Origin of the sequence: Paenibacillus plantarum, from assembly GCF_013141695.1 — a bacterium.
Lineage (GTDB): Bacteria > Bacillota > Bacilli > Paenibacillales > NBRC-103111 > Paenibacillus_E > Paenibacillus_E plantarum.
On record NZ_WHNY01000061.1, the window covers coordinates 1 to 16,110 of the forward strand.

The 16,110-nt window shown below is 45.1% G+C and carries 15 protein-coding genes; 14 read left to right on the forward strand and 1 reads right to left on the reverse strand.

Annotated elements, in window-relative coordinates:
- Positions 1–647: 647 nt before the first annotated feature.
- From GC096_RS20115 to pssA, 7 genes are all read left to right on the forward strand, one after another.
- Entirely contained in the window at positions 648–1,109 is a 462-nt protein-coding gene (locus GC096_RS20115; RefSeq protein WP_056618373.1) for a CtsR family transcriptional regulator, read from the forward strand.
- Positions 1,110–1,122: 13 nt separating this feature from the next.
- Entirely contained in the window at positions 1,123–1,629 is a 507-nt protein-coding gene (gene mcsA, locus GC096_RS20120) for a protein-arginine kinase activator protein McsA (protein ID WP_171632701.1), read from the forward strand.
- 23 nt (positions 1,630–1,652) lie between these two features.
- Positions 1,653–2,714 (forward strand): protein-arginine kinase McsB, encoded by a 1,062-nt coding sequence (gene mcsB / locus GC096_RS20125; protein ID WP_171632703.1) that lies wholly within the window; start codon positions 1,653–1,655, stop codon positions 2,712–2,714.
- Between the two features lie 74 nt (positions 2,715–2,788).
- A complete protein-coding gene (gene clpC / locus GC096_RS20130; RefSeq protein ID WP_171632704.1) occupies positions 2,789–5,233 on the forward strand; it encodes an ATP-dependent protease ATP-binding subunit ClpC in 2,445 nt (814 codons plus the stop codon).
- Between the two features lie 210 nt (positions 5,234–5,443).
- Positions 5,444–6,811: a DNA repair protein RadA gene (gene radA, locus GC096_RS20135; RefSeq protein ID WP_056618365.1), complete on the forward strand. Its 1,368-nt coding sequence runs from the start codon at positions 5,444–5,446 to the stop codon at positions 6,809–6,811.
- A gap of 39 nt (positions 6,812–6,850) precedes the next feature.
- Positions 6,851–7,930: a DNA integrity scanning diadenylate cyclase DisA gene (disA, locus tag GC096_RS20140; protein ID WP_082595602.1), complete on the forward strand. Its 1,080-nt coding sequence runs from the start codon at positions 6,851–6,853 to the stop codon at positions 7,928–7,930.
- Between the two features lie 85 nt (positions 7,931–8,015).
- A complete protein-coding gene (gene pssA / locus GC096_RS20145; RefSeq protein WP_056618353.1) occupies positions 8,016–8,774 on the forward strand; it encodes a CDP-diacylglycerol--serine O-phosphatidyltransferase in 759 nt (252 codons plus the stop codon).
- A 79-nt stretch (positions 8,775–8,853) separates the two neighbouring features.
- Here the strand turns inward: pssA and GC096_RS20150 are convergent, their stop codons facing one another.
- Entirely contained in the window at positions 8,854–9,249 is a 396-nt protein-coding gene (locus GC096_RS20150; protein WP_056618352.1) for a hypothetical protein, read from the reverse strand.
- A gap of 153 nt (positions 9,250–9,402) precedes the next feature.
- Here GC096_RS20150 and GC096_RS20155 point away from each other — a divergent pair, with 153 nt between their 5' ends.
- The 7 genes from GC096_RS20155 to GC096_RS20185 all read left to right on the forward strand — a co-directional run bounded on the left by GC096_RS20155 (position 9,403) and on the right by GC096_RS20185 (position 16,082).
- Complete coding sequence (locus GC096_RS20155) at positions 9,403–10,470, forward strand: PIN/TRAM domain-containing protein (RefSeq protein WP_376769512.1); 1,068 nt, start codon at positions 9,403–9,405, stop codon at positions 10,468–10,470.
- Between the two features lie 100 nt (positions 10,471–10,570).
- Positions 10,571–11,272, forward strand: a complete 702-nt coding sequence (gene ispD / locus GC096_RS20160) for a 2-C-methyl-D-erythritol 4-phosphate cytidylyltransferase (RefSeq protein WP_171632708.1) — start codon at positions 10,571–10,573, stop codon at positions 11,270–11,272.
- Between the two features lie 2 nt (positions 11,273–11,274).
- A complete protein-coding gene (gene ispF / locus GC096_RS20165) occupies positions 11,275–11,760 on the forward strand; it encodes a 2-C-methyl-D-erythritol 2,4-cyclodiphosphate synthase (protein WP_171632709.1) in 486 nt (161 codons plus the stop codon).
- 39 nt (positions 11,761–11,799) lie between these two features.
- A complete protein-coding gene (gene gltX / locus GC096_RS20170) occupies positions 11,800–13,257 on the forward strand; it encodes a glutamate--tRNA ligase (RefSeq protein ID WP_171632711.1) in 1,458 nt (485 codons plus the stop codon).
- A 340-nt stretch (positions 13,258–13,597) separates the two neighbouring features.
- Entirely contained in the window at positions 13,598–14,254 is a 657-nt protein-coding gene (cysE, locus tag GC096_RS20175; RefSeq protein ID WP_056618342.1) for a serine O-acetyltransferase, read from the forward strand.
- Complete coding sequence (cysS, locus tag GC096_RS20180; protein ID WP_171632713.1) at positions 14,251–15,651, forward strand: cysteine--tRNA ligase; 1,401 nt, start codon at positions 14,251–14,253, stop codon at positions 15,649–15,651. The genes cysE and cysS overlap by 4 nt, the downstream gene beginning before the upstream one ends.
- Positions 15,648–16,082, forward strand: a complete 435-nt coding sequence (locus GC096_RS20185; RefSeq protein WP_171632714.1) for a Mini-ribonuclease 3 — start codon at positions 15,648–15,650, stop codon at positions 16,080–16,082. The genes cysS and GC096_RS20185 overlap by 4 nt, the downstream gene beginning before the upstream one ends.
- Positions 16,083–16,110 lie beyond the last annotated feature (28 nt).

Sequence of the window (16,110 nt, forward strand, 5' to 3'; positions counted from 1 at the left end):
TAAGAGAGCCTTACTTGGAGAAATCCGGGTAAGGCTTTTTTGCATTCAGCCTAGTGTCACCTGAACTAAGGCTATCCTCCTGAATAACCATTAACTGGATTTCCTACAGCTAATTTTAATGATTTGTATGGAAAAATTGATTTAAATGGAAAACCTCCATCTAATGTCATAGGAATTCTCCATTTTCAGCTAGTTCAACGGAATTAACTTCATAAAATCCATTTATTTCGATGGAAGTGACAAAAGCAGCGAAATTAACTGTACAAAATCCATTTAGTTGTCCAATCTCATGATGTGTGACTCGAGTTATGATCATTTAGTTTGACTCGATTCGTACAGTGGAGAAAGCAGATTGTGTATTGAGTTGAATAGAGGAGTGGAGCGTAGTTAGATCGTGGCGGAGATGCGCAATCGCATTGCCCTCCTTTTTTTGTAAATCGCGTCGTATCAACGGCTTTTATTAAAATACTCTCGAATAAATCCCTAGGTAAGGTCAACAATAGTAAGGTTCACATATGGCTATCGGATTTGTAGGGAGAGACTTTTTAGAGCAGTACTTGTCAAAAAGAAAGGAAATGATTATAATTTAGTCAAGGTCAAAGAAAGTCAAAGTCAATTTACTTCTAGAAATCTGGGAGGCCGAATTGATGCGCAATGTATCAGAAATTATTGAACAGTATTTAAAGCATGTCCTGCAACAGAGTACGGAGGGCGCTATCGAGATTCAACGGAACGATTTGGCGGACCAGTTTCAATGCGTGCCATCTCAAATCAATTATGTCATTAGTACAAGGTTCACCTTGGAAAAAGGCTATGTGGTGGAGAGCAAACGCGGCGGCGGCGGTTATATTCGGATTCAGAAGATCGAACTCAAGAGCCATGGATCTATTCTAGATCACATTTTCCGTACGATTCATACCCACATTGATCAAGTCACCTCAGAGGGGCTCATTTATCAATTGCAAGAGGGGCATTATATTTCCACCAGAGAAGCTAACCTGATTCGGGCAGCGATTTCCAGAGATGTATTGACCTTTAAACTCCCGCTGCGCGATGAAATTCGGGCTAAGATTCTTAAAGCAATGCTGATATCCTTGCTTAGCAGATAAGGAGGCAGATGGAATGGTTTGTCAGGAATGCGGGAAACGACCGGCGACTCTTCACTTCACGAAGATTGTGAATGGAGACAAGAACGAGTTCCACATTTGTGAGAATTGTGCCCGCGAGAAGGGCGAGATGATTCCAGGAACATCGAACGGCTTTTCGATTCACAATTTACTTTCAGGTTTACTTGATTTTGAACCATTGTCCGCGGCGAAGTCTCAGGCCATCCGCTGTGATAGCTGCGGTCTTACGTACTCGCAATTCAGTAAATTAGGTCGGTTTGGTTGTGGGTCCTGTTATCAAAGCTTTTCGGTCAAACTTGATCCTCTTTTCAAGCGAGTTCATGGGAATATCGTGCATGTAGGGAAAGTTCCCAAGCGCAGTGGTGGTATCATTCAAAGCAAGCGTGAAATCGATCTTTTGAAGAAAGATATGATGACCTGTATCGAGAGCGAAGAGTTCGAGCAGGCTGCCCAGATACGTGACCAGATTCGTGAGATTGAGAAGAAGATTGCGGGTATGTAAGTTTGTAAGGGAGTGTGAATCCAGTGACATTACAGCGGTTTACAGGAGATGCTTTGAGTGAATGGATGAAGGGTGAAGGGCCAGAGTCGGATATTGTCATAAGCAGTCGAATCCGCATTGCTCGTAACCTGAGAGATTATCCATATCCCATGCTCGCGACGAATCAACAATCACAGGAAGTGCTGGAACAATTATCTGGTGTTCTTGAGAATGAAGAGTTGGAGACGATAAGCAACTTCTCGCTCATTCCACTCGCGGAACTAAATGAGCTCGAGCGAATGGTGCTAGTGGAGAAACATTTAATTAGTCCTAATTTAGCTAACGAATCCAGGAATGGGGCCGTTATTTTAAGCGATAATGAATCGATCAGTATCATGATCAATGAAGAGGATCATCTTCGCATACAATGTTTATGTCCGGGTTTCCAGATTAAAGAGGTTTGGGATCTGGCCAACCAGATTGATGATATTTTTGAAACACAGATGGATTATGGATACGATGAAAAAAGAGGCTACCTAACGAGCTGCCCGACCAATGTCGGCACAGGGATTCGCGCTTCGGTTATGATGCACCTTCCTGCGCTAGTGCTTAGTCAGCAAATTAATCGTATTTTATCCGCAGTTACACAAGTTGGGTTGACGGTTAGAGGATTATATGGGGAAGGTAGCGAAGCTTTAGGTAATCTATTCCAAATCTCTAATCAAATTACGTTAGGTCAATCGGAAGAAGAGATCATTGATAATTTATATAGTGTGGCCAGGCAAATTATAGAGCATGAACGCGCCGCGAGACATAAGCTATTACAAGAGTCTAGAATGCGCATCATTGATCGTGTGAATCGTTCCCTTGGCATTCTATCCTATGCGGGGATTATGGACTCTAAGGAAGCGGCACAGCGACTGTCAGATGTACGCCTAGGTATCGATCTAGGTATCATCAACAATGTATCGTCCCATGTTCTTAATGAACTCTTGGTCATGACGCAACCTGGTTTTCTTCAGCAATATGCGGGGGAGAAGCTGAATCCGGAAGAGCGAGATATGAGGCGGGCGGAACTGATTCGCGAGAAATTTGGCAGGGTATAAATAAGTAGTAAGAAGTACGTTAAGATTCATCCTTTAGGAATTCCATAGATATACTACTTTTGGAGGTGTTCGCTATGATGTTTGGCAGATTTACGGAACGTGCGCAGAAGGTGCTTTCTCTTGCTCAAGAGGAGGCTGTTCGATTAGGACATAACAATATTGGAACAGAGCACATTTTACTAGGACTTATTCGTGAAGGTGAAGGCATTGCTGCTAAAGCACTCGTTGCGCTCGGCCTAGGTCTTGAGAAAATTCAAGACGAAGTCGAATCTCTAATTGGCAGAGGGCAAGAACAGCCGACCAACATCGCGTATACACCTAGAGCTAAGAAAGTAATCGAACTTTCGATGGATGAAGCGAGAAAATTAGGTCACACGTATGTGGGGACTGAACATATTCTGCTCGGACTTATCCGTGAGGGTGAGGGCGTAGCTGCAAGAGTTCTTAATAATCTTGGCGTTTCCTTGAACAAGGCACGTCAGCAAGTTCTTCAGCTGCTAGGCAGCAGCGAAACCGTGTCGCCTAGTCATGGTACCAATCCGAATGTGAACACGCCTACATTGGATGGTTTGGCAAGAGATCTGACTGCGTACGCCAAAGAAGGTCATTTGGACCCTGTTATCGGCCGTAGCAAAGAGATTGAGCGTGTGATTCAAGTATTGAGTCGCAGAACCAAAAACAATCCTGTACTCATCGGCGAACCAGGGGTTGGTAAAACAGCGATTGCTGAAGGCCTTGCACAGAAAATCATTAACAATGAAATTCCGGAAACGTTGAAAGATAAACGCGTTATGACGCTGGATATGGGTTCTGTTGTTGCAGGAACGAAGTATCGCGGTGAATTCGAAGATCGACTCAAAAAAATCATGGATGAAATTCGTCAAGCTGGCAATATCGTCTTGTTCATTGATGAGCTTCACACCTTGATTGGCGCGGGCGGAGCGGAAGGCGCAATTGATGCTTCTAACATCCTGAAGCCGGCACTTGCTAGGGGAGAGCTTCAATGTATTGGTGCTACAACGCTAGATGAGTACCGCAAATACATTGAGAAAGATGCTGCACTTGAGCGTCGTTTCCAGCCAATTACAGTAGATCAACCATCACCTGAAGAAGCTGTTCAAATTCTGTATGGCTTGCGTGATCGCTATGAAGCGCATCATCGTGTGAAAATTACAGATGCTGCGATTCAAGAGGCTGTAAAGCTATCGGATCGTTACATCACAGACCGTTTCTTACCGGATAAAGCGATCGATTTGATCGATGAAGCGAGTTCCAAAGTAAGATTGCGTTCTTACACGACGCCACCTTCCTTGAAGCAGCTTGAAAGTAAGTTGGAAAACATCCGTAAAGAGAAAGATGCTGCTGTTCAAAGCCAAGAGTTCGAGAAAGCAGCAGGTCTTCGTGATACGGAGCAAAAGCTTCGCGAAGAGCTAGACTCGACGAAGAACGAATGGAAAGAGAAACAAGGTCGTCTGGATACAGAAGTAACTCCAGATGATATTGCACAAATTGTAGCGAGCTGGACGGGAATTCCGGTCAGCAAGCTGGCTGAGGAAGAAACCGAGCGTTTGCTCAAAATGGAAGATATCCTTCATGAGCGCGTCATTGGACAAGAAGAAGCAGTTAAAGCTGTGAGTCGTGCGATCCGCCGCGCAAGAGCTGGTCTAAAAGATCCGAAGCGTCCGATGGGCTCTTTCATTTTCTTAGGACCAACGGGTGTTGGTAAAACCGAACTTGCACGTGCACTAGCAGAATCCCTCTTCGGAGATGACAACGCTGTTGTTCGTATCGATATGTCCGAGTACATGGAGAAGCATTCAACTTCCCGTTTGGTAGGAGCGCCTCCAGGGTATGTGGGTTATGAAGAAGGCGGTCAGTTAACTGAGAAAGTTCGTCGCAAGCCATACTCCGTTGTCCTGCTCGATGAAATCGAGAAAGCACATCCGGAAGTGTTCAACATCTTGTTGCAAGTGCTAGAGGATGGCCGTTTAACGGATTCCAAAGGTCGTACCGTTGATTTCCGTAATACGCTAATCATTATGACTTCCAACGTCGGCGCGGACATGATTAAGAAGAACTCCTCGCTTGGCTTCACAGCTGCACTTGATGCTGGAAGAGACTATACGAATATGAAAGACAAAGTTATGGGCGAGTTGAAGAAAAGCTTCCGTCCTGAATTCCTTAACCGAATCGATGAAATCATCGTATTCCACTCTTTGGATGAAGCACACATTGCACAAATCGTTAGCTTAATGGCTGATGATCTGCGCAAGCGTCTGAAAGAGCAAGAGGTTGATTTCTTGTTAACGGATAAAGCGAAGATGTTCCTGGCCAAGGAAGGATTTGATCCAACCTACGGTGCGCGTCCATTACGCAGAGCGATTCAGAAGCATATCGAAGATCGCTTATCGGAAGAATTACTGAGAGGTAATATTTCCAAAGGTGATTCACTCACGATTGATGAGAATGAAGGCGAACTGGTTGTCCTGAAGGGCGAAGGCGTCTCATTAACGAAATAAGAGAAAGTGAAGAAGCATTTCACTTCATCCGATGAGGGTGGGGTGAGATGCTTTTTATTTAAGTCGGCCGTATTGAAACGCTCCCGCCCTAACTGGACGGTGTAGTCGTTTATTTTGTTTCAGCACTTTCATGAGAAACATAAAAATGTTAAACTTTATTGGTAAGGATAACCAAAAAGGATATCCCCATGTTAAGGAGCAATTTCTTCTATGAGTAAACAAAAAACCAAATTTAGCTGTCAAGAATGCGGCTATGATTCACCGAAATGGATGGGTAAATGTCCAGGTTGTCAGTCATGGAATACGATGGTGGAAGAAATTGAAACAGTCGTTCGTACGCAGGGTATGACATCTTCGATCCCCAAAACGAAAGAAAAAGCGATCCCCATCATACATATAGAAAGCAGCTCTGAACCGAGAGTTGTCACAAGCAACAAAGAATTAAACAGGGTCCTGGGTGGAGGTATAGTCCCTGGGTCACTTATCCTCGTCGGTGGAGATCCTGGTATCGGGAAATCAACCTTGCTTCTGCAAACGTCCTTCGAACTCACACAAGCCCAGCAAAAAGTCCTTTATATATCAGGAGAAGAATCTATTAAGCAGACCAAGCTTCGTGCTGATCGCTTAAATGCGTCATCTCCGCTGCTATACGTATTATGTGAGACGAACCTTGAACTGATCGAGGAAGCTATACAAGAAACGAATCCTGACTTTCTCGTCATTGACTCGATCCAAACGGTATTTCACCCGGCGATTACTTCGGCGCCTGGAACCGTATCGCAAGTTCGAGAATGCACAGGCCATTTTATGAGAATAGCTAAGGGTAAGGGAATTGCAACGGTCCTTGTCGGGCATGTGACGAAGGAAGGTGCAATAGCGGGGCCAAGAATGCTAGAGCATATGGTTGATTGTGTTCTCTACTTTGAAGGGGAGCGGCACCATTCCTATCGTGTGTTAAGAGCGGTTAAGAATCGTTTTGGCTCAACAAATGAAATTGGTATCTTCGAAATGCAAGAGGTTGGTCTCGTAGAAGTCAACAACCCATCGGAGTTGTTTCTATCGGAAAGGCCACTTGGTGTGGCTGGTTCTGCCGTTGTTGCTAGTATGGAGGGAACGCGTCCTGTCTTGGTCGAGATTCAAGCACTCGTCTCCTCGACGAATTTCCCTTCTCCGAGAAGGATGGCGACAGGTGTTGATCACAATCGTCTTTCCTTAATCATCGCAGTATTAGAGAAACGCATGGGCATGTTCTTGCAAAATCAAGATGCTTATCTCAACGTGGCAGGTGGGATCAAGCTGGATGAACCAGCTGTGGATCTGGCGATCGCCATTAGTATCGCATCCAGTTTCCGAGATCAACCGACACAGCCATTTGATGTTGTGTTCGGTGAAATCGGTTTAACAGGAGAAGTCCGCGGCGTATCTCGGATTGATCAGCGTGTGAAGGAAGCAGAGAAGCTTGGTTTCCGCAGAGTGATTATGCCAGAGAAAAGTTTGAAGGGGTGGACACATCCGAAAGGCATGGAGATTATTGGGGTAAACACGGTGGCTGAGGCATTGAAAGCGGCGCTGGGTTAGCGTGAGTTCTGCAAGCTATAAGCCTTCAGGAGGAAAATGATGAGTAAAGAAGAGATGAAACGCGATGTGATGAGCCAATTGCTCCAACTGGTAGCACCTGGTACACCATTTCGTGATGGTTTGGAGAATGTCTTACGCGCCAAAACAGGCGGACTGATCGTTGTAGGCTTCAGTTCCGAGGTAACAGAAATCGTGGATGGTGGATTCTCAATCAATTGCGACTTCTCACCTAACTATTTGTATGAGCTTGCCAAAATGGATGGTGCGATTATCCTCAGCGAGGACATCAAGCGCATCCTTTATGCGAACACCCAATTGATTCCGGATTCTTCTATTTCCTCATCTGAGACGGGGATTAGACACCGAACAGCGGAGCGCGTGGCGAAGCAAACGAATAAATTAGTTGTTTCCATTTCACAGCGGCGGAATGTCATTACGCTATATCAAGGTAATTTAAGATATGCACTTAAGGATATCGGAGTCATCCTGACCAAAGCGAATCAAGCGATTCAAACATTGGAGCGATATAAGGTTGTTTTGGATCAGTCCCTGACGAATCTGAGTGCATCGGAGTTTGAGGAACTAGTTACCTTGCATGATATTACCAATGTCATTGCCAGATTTGAGATGGTGTTACGCATCAAAGCGGAAATTAATCGTTATATTAACGAACTTGGCAATGAGGGACGCTTAATTAGCATGCAATTAGAAGAACTTGTGGGGAATGCGGAACTTGAGGCACGTTTGCTCGTAAAAGATTATGTAAGAGAATTATCTGAAGAAAGAGTCAAGGAGATGCAGGCTGGTTTGAAACGTCTGTCATCTGATGAGCTGCTAGAGCCCCAGCAGATTATTCGCTTGCTAGGGTATTCTCATACCAATTCGATTGCTGAAGAGCCAGTTTCTCCACGTGGCTTCCGCATTTTAGGCAAAATTCCGCGGTTACCATCCATTATTATTGGTAATCTAGTCGAGAAGTTTGGCTACTTGCCACACATGATGATGGCGACGATCGAGGAATTGGATGAAGTTGACGGAATCGGAGAAGTGAGAGCCCGCGCCATTAAGGAAGGTCTCAAAAGAATTCAGGAACAAGTGTTCATTGACAGACATATTTAAAGTGGATACAATCATAAAGTATCATTGTTAAGGTTTCATGTAGTCAAGTTTAGGGTATAGTAAATCCAGAGGTGGACAAAAACATATGTTAACAAAATCAATTCCCAGTCTCTTTACAGTAGGGAACTTATTCCTAGGCGTACTATCGATTATCCTAGCCTTCAGTGGAGAACATGGCATCGCTGCCGTTCTTGTCATTGTCGCTATGCTATTGGATGGACTCGATGGACGTGTTGCGAGAGCGTTGAACGCTCAAAGTGAGTTCGGTAAAGAATTAGACTCCTTATCCGATGTGATCTCATTCGGTGTCGCTCCTGCTTTCATCATGTATGTAGTTGCATTTAACGATCCTACCGTCATTAGCCCAGCTTTTGCTTGGATTGTCACAGCGATCTTCCCAATCTGTGGAGCGTTGCGGTTAGCTAGATTCAATGTTGTTGCCGGTACGCCTGGCTATTTCATCGGTTTACCGATTCCAGCAGCAGGCGGTGTTCTTTGTACGTTAGCTCTTTTCGTGAACGATATTAACGTGTATGTACTTCTCGTAAGTACAGTTCTATTGTCATACTTAATGGTCAGCACAGTGAAATATCCGAACTTCAAAAAGGCGGGTATTCCTAAAGCAGCGATTTGGATTACGCCAATTATCGTTGCAGCAGCGATTTTGATTGCAATCAAATGGCCTGAGTCCATTTCCAAAATGATTTTCGTACCGCTTTTGATGTACGCGCTTTACGGCCTAAAAAAAAACGTTGATGGATACTTCATTCGTCTCCGTAATCTTCGCAGAAAGAACAAAAGACGTGGCGTAGATGACACGAATTCAGTGAAATCTGACGTGTAAGCACATTGTTCGAAAATAAAAAGCATTTATTTTCTCCTGATCTTCAGGAAGAAAATAAATGCTTTTTTTGTTTTCATCATCATGACATGTTGAATAGGCCCAGTGTTGTACATTTCTTTGATTCATTCTCAACGACTTGCTCCAAATTAATATCAAGAATGTTACTTAGCGCAGACATGTAGAAGAGATTCCTGCCTAGTTCGCTACTAACGACCTCAATGCATTGCTCACATAAGTGACCAGATACATGGGTGCCTAGAACATCCTTAGCCTCATCCAAGGTCATCTCTGGATGATACTCTTGCTTAGCTGCATGAACCTGGATACATCCACATTCAGTAATGGATTTCACCACGGAACGGTTGGCAGCTGCGCCTGACTGTTGAAATTTGGATAAGACATCAAGCAGACTGCGGTGACGGAGTAACAATTCAGACACTTGATCTTGAAACTGCTTTAATGTCAAGGAGCTCATTCCATCCACCTCTGGTAGGTTGGTAACTTCCATTTCATTATAATGGATGCCCTCTAATATTTCAATTTTCCGACTAAAGAAGTGATTAACGTTGCATAAATTGGAACATAATTGTAATAAGGCTCAAAAAAAGTTGATGCAGGAGGTGAATCTGTGATGAAGAAATGGGTACAAATCATTTTAGCCATCATGGGTGGCAGTTTAGGTTATAGGTGGAGCGATTCGTTCCTACAAACGACGGATGTGACAAGTCAAGCAGGACAAGTATTTTGGATTAATAGTTTATGTGCAGTAGGGATGTTTTTGATTTCAGCGTGGGTAGCTAACGTCGGCATGAACTTGCTGATGAAAGGTGAACGCAATGTCACGGATATTCCCGTGTCGGATTTACTATCTGGTACGCTAGGACTCGTGATTGGGCTATTGGTTTCAGTCATGTTATTTCCCGTGCTGGAGCAGGCCAAATGGGCAGGGCCATTCTTACCTTTCCTTGTATCGGCTGTATTAGGCGTTATGGGCTTCCGTATCGGTTACAGCAAGCGGGAAGAACTTGTGCAGGTCATTGCGAAGAGCCGATCTGGCGGTCCTGAGAAGCAGACGCATCGCCCGTACGAGGAACATAAGATTTTGGATACGAGCGTCATCATCGATGGCCGGATCGCAGATATTTGCAAGACCGGATTTATCGAGGGAACCCTGGTGATTCCGGAGTTCGTATTGGAAGAGCTGCAGCATATTGCAGACTCATCAGATTTACTGAAGCGAAACCGTGGGCGTCGCGGACTGGACATTTTGAACAAAATCCAAAAAGAACTTGAAGTGAAGGTCCTCATTTATGAAGGGGATTTCGAAGAAATCGCTGAAGTGGACAGCAAGCTGGTGCGCTTAGCCAAAGTGCTTCAAGGGAAAGTAATTACGAACGATTTTAACCTTAATAAGGTATGTGAACTTCAAGGTGTATCGGTGCTCAATATCAACGATCTTGCGAATGCGGTGAAGCCAGTTGTCCTACCGGGAGAAGAAATTATTGTTCAAGTCATTAAAGACGGCAAGGAACATGGACAAGGTGTAGCTTACCTCGATGATGGTACGATGATCGTTGTTGAAGGCGGACGTGATTTCATCGGGATGACGCTGGAAGTGATGGTAACGAGTGTGCTTCAGACTTCGGCGGGTCGAATGATTTTTGCGAAACCAAAACTATTGGAAAAAGCACAGTAAAACCAGTATGATAAGGAGATGTAACATAGCTCTTTCAAGTTGACTTGGGCCTATGATTACGAAGAAAGCTTTCGTTTGGAAGCGCCAAGTTGGAGGACTTATGGGGAAGCTAGGAGTTATCATCGTAGCAGCGGGCAAAGGTTCGCGCATGGGTACAGCAGAAAGCAAACAATACCTGCAACTGGGACAGAAGCCAATTCTGGTACATACCTTGCAATTATTTCAAAACATACATGAAGTGGATGAAATTATTCTCGTTGTGGGTGCTGATGATGTGAGTCGCTGTAACGGCTATGTCACGAACTATGCACTTACGAAGGTAACATGTGTGCTGGCGGGTGGCGCAGAGCGGCAAGATTCCGTTAGACAGGGTCTCCAGGCCTTGCAAGAGGGCACGCAATGGGTGCTTGTGCATGACGGTGTTCGCCCTTTCGTAAGAAAAGAACATATGTTCGAGTGTCTGGCAAAGGCACAAGAAATAGGAGCAGCGGTCTTAGCCGTTCCCGTCAAAGATACAATTAAAGTTGTGGATGCAGCAGATAAGCGCATTCAATCGACACCGGATAGACGAAGCTTGTGGGCCATCCAAACGCCGCAGGCTTTTCGTCTTTCTCTCCTACAGGAGGCGCATGAGAAGGCACAGCAGGATCAGTTCATGGGGACGGATGACGCGAGTTTAGTGGAGCGTTTAGGTGCAGCCGTATACGTAGTAGAAGGGGACTATTATAATATCAAAATAACGACCCCCGAAGATTTACCTTGGGCAGAATGGATTTTACATAACGTGAGGGGAGAGGCTTAGGTATGATTAGAATAGGAAATGGATTCGATGTTCATCAATTGGTAGAAGGACGTAAGTGCATTATTGGAGGGGTAACGATTCCTTATGAAAAAGGGTTGCTGGGACACTCCGATGCGGACGTACTATTGCACGCGATTAGTGACGCGATCCTAGGCGCACTTGGTCTTGGCGATATCGGGAAGCATTTCCCGGATACAGCTGCCGAGTTCAAAGATGCGGATAGCTTAGTCTTGTTGAAGCGGGTATGGCAATTGGCGAAAGAGAAGGGCTACAAATTAGGGAATGCAGATTCCACGATTATTGCTCAGAAACCGAAAATGCTGCCGTATATCCCGCAAATGGTTGAAATCATTGCTGCCGCACTAGAAGCAGAGACAGATCAAGTGAACGTGAAAGCGACAACGACAGAACAACTTGGATTTACGGGCCGTGGCGAGGGAATCGCGGCACAATCGGTTGTTTGTTTAATTCGTGATGTGATAAAATAGCAGGTATTCATGCATGGAAGATGAAAAGGGGATACAACGATGAGTCAGCCTTTACGCGTGCGTTATGCACCTAGTCCAACTGGACATTTACATATTGGCGGTGCCCGTACGGCACTGTTTGATTATCTATTAGCTCGTAAGGACGGCGGCGCATTTGTTGTGCGCTTTGAAGATACGGATCAAACGCGTCATAAGGAGTCTGGTATCGAAGACCAGTTGAATGGTCTGAGATGGCTTGGCTTAGAATGGGATGAAAGTGTGGATATCGGAGGCCCTTATGGTCCTTACCGTCAAATGGAGAGACTTGATATCTACAAGACATACCTAGATAAGCTGTTACAAAGCGGTCACGCTTATGGCTGCTATTGCTCGGAAGCCGATCTAGAACAAGAGCGCGCAGAGCAAGAGGCAAGCGGGGAAATGGGCGGCTATTCCGGTAAATGCCGTAACTTGACGCCTGAGCAAATCGCTGCGTATCAAGCGGAAGGCCGTGTGCCTTCAACGCGTTTCCGTGTACCAGCGGATCGTATCATTGCTATCGAAGACAAGGTTCGCGAGCATGTGGAATTCGATTCCAATGGGATTGGCGATTTCATTATTGCGCGTCCTGATGGGATCCCGACCTACAACTTTGCCGTCATTGTGGATGATCATTTGATGAAAATCAACTTGGTTATTCGTGGGGAAGAACATCTATCCAATACGCCAAGACAAGTTCTGATGTACGAAGCGCTGGATATGCCAATTCCCGAGTTCGCGCATTTATCTTTGATTTTGAATACGGATCGCAAGAAGATGAGCAAGCGAGATGAGTCGATCATCCAGTTTATCGAGCAATACAAAGAGCTTGGTTACTTGCCAGAAGCGGTGCTGAACTTTATCGCCTTGCTAGGTTGGTCACCTGGCGGAGAAGAAGAGATGTTCACGAAGGAAGAGTTGATCGCGCAGTTTGATCTGGATCGTGTATCCAAGAGCCCTGCTGTGTTTGATATGGATAAATTGAATTGGATGAACAATGCGTATCTGAAAAAAGCTCCGCTATCCCGCATCGTTGACCTGTGCGTACCGCATTTGCGCAAGGCCGGTTACCTTGAACAAGGTGATTTGGATGCTTCTACCGGGGCATGGGTGGAGGCACTCGTTAGTCTCAATCAGGAAAGAATGCGCTACGCGGCTGAAATCGTGGAATTGTCAGCGATCTTCTTCAAAGAGGAGCTGGTCATCGATGATGAAGCGGCTGCTGTGTTGAAAGAAGAACATGTCCCTGTTGTACTGACTAGTTTCTTAGCTCAAGTCGAGCAAGCGGAAGCTTTCACGGTTGAAGCAATGCCGGCGCTGCTTAAAGCGGTACAGAAGGAAACAGGCTTCAAAGGGAAGCAATTGTTCATGTCTGTTCGCTCCGCGTTGACAGGTCAAGTCCATGGACCGGATCTGAATGTGTCCCTTTTCCTACTTGGGAAAGAAAAAGTCGTTTCACGTCTCCAGAGCTTATTGTAAAGCGAGGTTCTTTTCGATATACTTAACTCAATGAAATACGAAATGCGATGATCAGGAGAGTATGGTTAAGTGAGGATTTGTCAGAGAGGATAATCAAGGCCGTGAGGCTTTGGCTGTGAGTTATCCAATCCTTGTAATCAGAAATGCACCTGGGAGCAGCCGCGCCGAATACTCACCGAGTAGGGTAGGCGCAGCCGAAACACCCACGTTACGGGTTTGAGTTGGGAGACTTCCGAGTCACCAAGCAGAGTGGAACCGCGATAACCACGCCTCTGCAGCCTTAGGGCTGCAGGGGCTTTTTTTTATTTTCCAACATCATTCTAGGCAAGAAGGTGAGCATATGTGGTCAACGATCAAATCTGATATATCCGCCGTATTCGATAATGACCCCGCAGCGCGCAGTTGGTTTGAGGTTGTTTTTACGTATTCGGGACTTCATGCGATATGGTCGCATCGGATTGGACATTGGTTTTATACAAGAAGGATGTTTACCCTGGCTCGTATCGTTTCTCAAATAAGCCGATTCATGACAGGCATCGAAATCCATCCAGGAGCAACAATTGGCAGAAGGTTGTTTATTGACCACGGGATGGGTGTTGTCATCGGGGAAACCTGCGAGATCGGAGATGATGTGATCTTGTACCAAGGTGTAACTTTAGGCGGAACGGGGAAAGAGAAAGGTAAGAGACACCCAACAATTGGCAATAATGTAGTTATTGGTTCTGGTGCCAAAATTCTCGGGTCCTTCCTCGTAGGTGAGAACTCGCGTATTGGCTCTAATGCAGTCGTGATTCAGGAGGTTCCATCCAATAGCACGGTCGTCACAATACCTGCCAAACTTGTGAAGCGAGACGGTGTCCGTGTGAATAGATTAGATCATGGCAATTTGCCCGATCCGATCGTCGATATTTTCCAAGAATTACAGAATCAAATTAATGAGTTGAAATTCCAACTGGAAGAAGAACGGAAGCAGAATGGAGAATTGAGGAGAACATGACACTCAAAGTATATAATACCTTAACGCGCAAGAAGGAAGAGTTTGTTCCGATTGAACCAGGCAAAGTGAAGATGTACGTATGTGGTCCAACGGTATATAACTATATTCATATTGGCAACGGACGTCCTGTCATATTTTTCGACGTGGTTCGCCGTTATTTGGAATCGCAGCAGTATGAAGTAAACTACATTACGAACTTTACTGATGTGGATGATAAAATGATTCGTAAAGCCGAGGAGATGGCGGTCTCCGTCCCTGAACTTGCTGAAACCTTTATTGCAGCTTTTTTGGAGGATATTTCCACACTGGGTGTTCATGAGGCGACATTGAATCCACGGGTAACCGAGAATATTCAAGAAATTATCGACTTTATCGCTGCGCTTGTGGAGAAGGATTTCGCATACGAAGCTCGTGGTGATGTGTATTATCGGACTTCTAAGTTCACGGAATACGGTAAGCTCTCTAAGCAAAATCTGGAAGAACTTCAGCACGGTATTCGTGTTGAGGTGGATGAGCGTAAAGAGAATCCTCAGGACTTTGTCCTATGGAAAGCGGCGAAGCCTGGTGAGATTTATTGGGATAGCCCTTGGGGTCAAGGTCGCCCAGGCTGGCATATTGAGTGCTCCGCGATGGTGCGCAAATATTTGGGTGAAACGATTGATATTCATGGAGGCGGGCAAGATTTAACGTTCCCTCACCATGAATGTGAGATTGCTCAGACCGAAGCGGTAACTGGTCATCCAATGGCCAATTATTGGTTGCACAATGCTTTTCTAAATATCGATAATGAAAAAATGTCGAAATCACTCGGAAATGGTATTTTAATTCGAGATCTAGTTAAGCAAATTAAACCAGAAGTGTTCCGTTTCTTCATGTTATCCGCCCATTATCGGAACCCACTTAATTTCAGTGATGAGAGTTTGAAACAAGCGGCGAATGCGTTGGAACGGATTCAGAATGCTTACGATAATATGAAGCATCGTCTTGCTACAGCATCTGCTACTGGCGAAGTTGAAGCGGGAATTACAGATAAACTGCAGGCCATTTCGAAACAATTTGTGGATAAAATGAATGATGATTTCAATACGCCAGATGCGATTACCGCGGTATTCGATCTCGTTGCAGAAGCGAACTTGTACTTGCAACAGGAGCGGGTACATGCGGGCGCAGTGAAACTATTTATGGAACAGCTAGAAGCATTCGATGCAACGCTGGGCATTCTTTCACAACAATCAGATGAATTGCTGGATGAAGAGATCGAGCAGTTAATCGTTGAACGTACGGAATCACGGAAATCTAAGAATTGGGCACGCGCGGATGAAATTCGTGATTTGCTGACGGAGAAAGGGATATTCCTTGAGGACACACCGCAAGGCATACGCTGGCGCCGCAAATGAATGAAATAAATCTGGATGCTGCTAACTTGTTTTCCTTCCCGCCATCGAAAAGTCCGCATTTATTAAATCCGCTAGTGCTGGCGTATATTGGGGATGCGGTGTATGAAGTCTATATCCGACAATATGTCATCTCAGGGGCGAATCATCGCCCTAATCATTTGCATAAGGCTTCAACAGGCTTTGTGTCTGCCAAAGCGCAGTCCAAATTATTGACAGCCTTGATGCCCACACTAACAGAAGAAGAAGTAGACATCGTGAAGCGGGGACGGAATGCCAAGTCAGGAACGACAGCCAAAAACGCGGATGTGCTGGAATACCGGCACAGCACCGCGTTTGAGTGCTTAATCGGATATTTATACTACAAACAATCCTTTGAGCGATTGAAAGAGATATTAGATTTCGCAATCACGTTTAATCAAACGCAGAAATAGAGAAGCATTCGCACGTACTTTTAGGAGG

Bases quoted from the DNA above. Each gene is read 5' to 3' on its own strand.
- GC096_RS20115 (WP_056618373.1), top strand. From the start codon at position 648: ATGCGCAATGTATCAGAAATTATTGAACAGTATTTAAAGCATGTCCTG.
- mcsA (WP_171632701.1), top strand. From the start codon at position 1,123: ATGGTTTGTCAGGAATGCGGGAAACGACCGGCGACTCTTCACTTCACG.
- clpC (WP_171632704.1), top strand. From the start codon at position 2,789: ATGATGTTTGGCAGATTTACGGAACGTGCGCAGAAGGTGCTTTCTCTT.
- radA (WP_056618365.1), top strand. From the start codon at position 5,444: ATGAGTAAACAAAAAACCAAATTTAGCTGTCAAGAATGCGGCTATGAT.
- disA (WP_082595602.1), top strand. From the start codon at position 6,851: ATGAGTAAAGAAGAGATGAAACGCGATGTGATGAGCCAATTGCTCCAA.
- pssA (WP_056618353.1), top strand. From the start codon at position 8,016: ATGTTAACAAAATCAATTCCCAGTCTCTTTACAGTAGGGAACTTATTC.
- GC096_RS20150 (WP_056618352.1), bottom strand. From the start codon at position 9,249: ATGAGCTCCTTGACATTAAAGCAGTTTCAAGATCAAGTGTCTGAATTG.
- ispD (WP_171632708.1), top strand. From the start codon at position 10,571: ATGGGGAAGCTAGGAGTTATCATCGTAGCAGCGGGCAAAGGTTCGCGC.
- ispF (WP_171632709.1), top strand. From the start codon at position 11,275: ATGATTAGAATAGGAAATGGATTCGATGTTCATCAATTGGTAGAAGGA.
- gltX (WP_171632711.1), top strand. From the start codon at position 11,800: ATGAGTCAGCCTTTACGCGTGCGTTATGCACCTAGTCCAACTGGACAT.
- cysE (WP_056618342.1), top strand. From the start codon at position 13,598: ATGTGGTCAACGATCAAATCTGATATATCCGCCGTATTCGATAATGAC.
- cysS (WP_171632713.1), top strand. From the start codon at position 14,251: ATGACACTCAAAGTATATAATACCTTAACGCGCAAGAAGGAAGAGTTT.
- GC096_RS20185 (WP_171632714.1), top strand. From the start codon at position 15,648: ATGAATGAAATAAATCTGGATGCTGCTAACTTGTTTTCCTTCCCGCCA.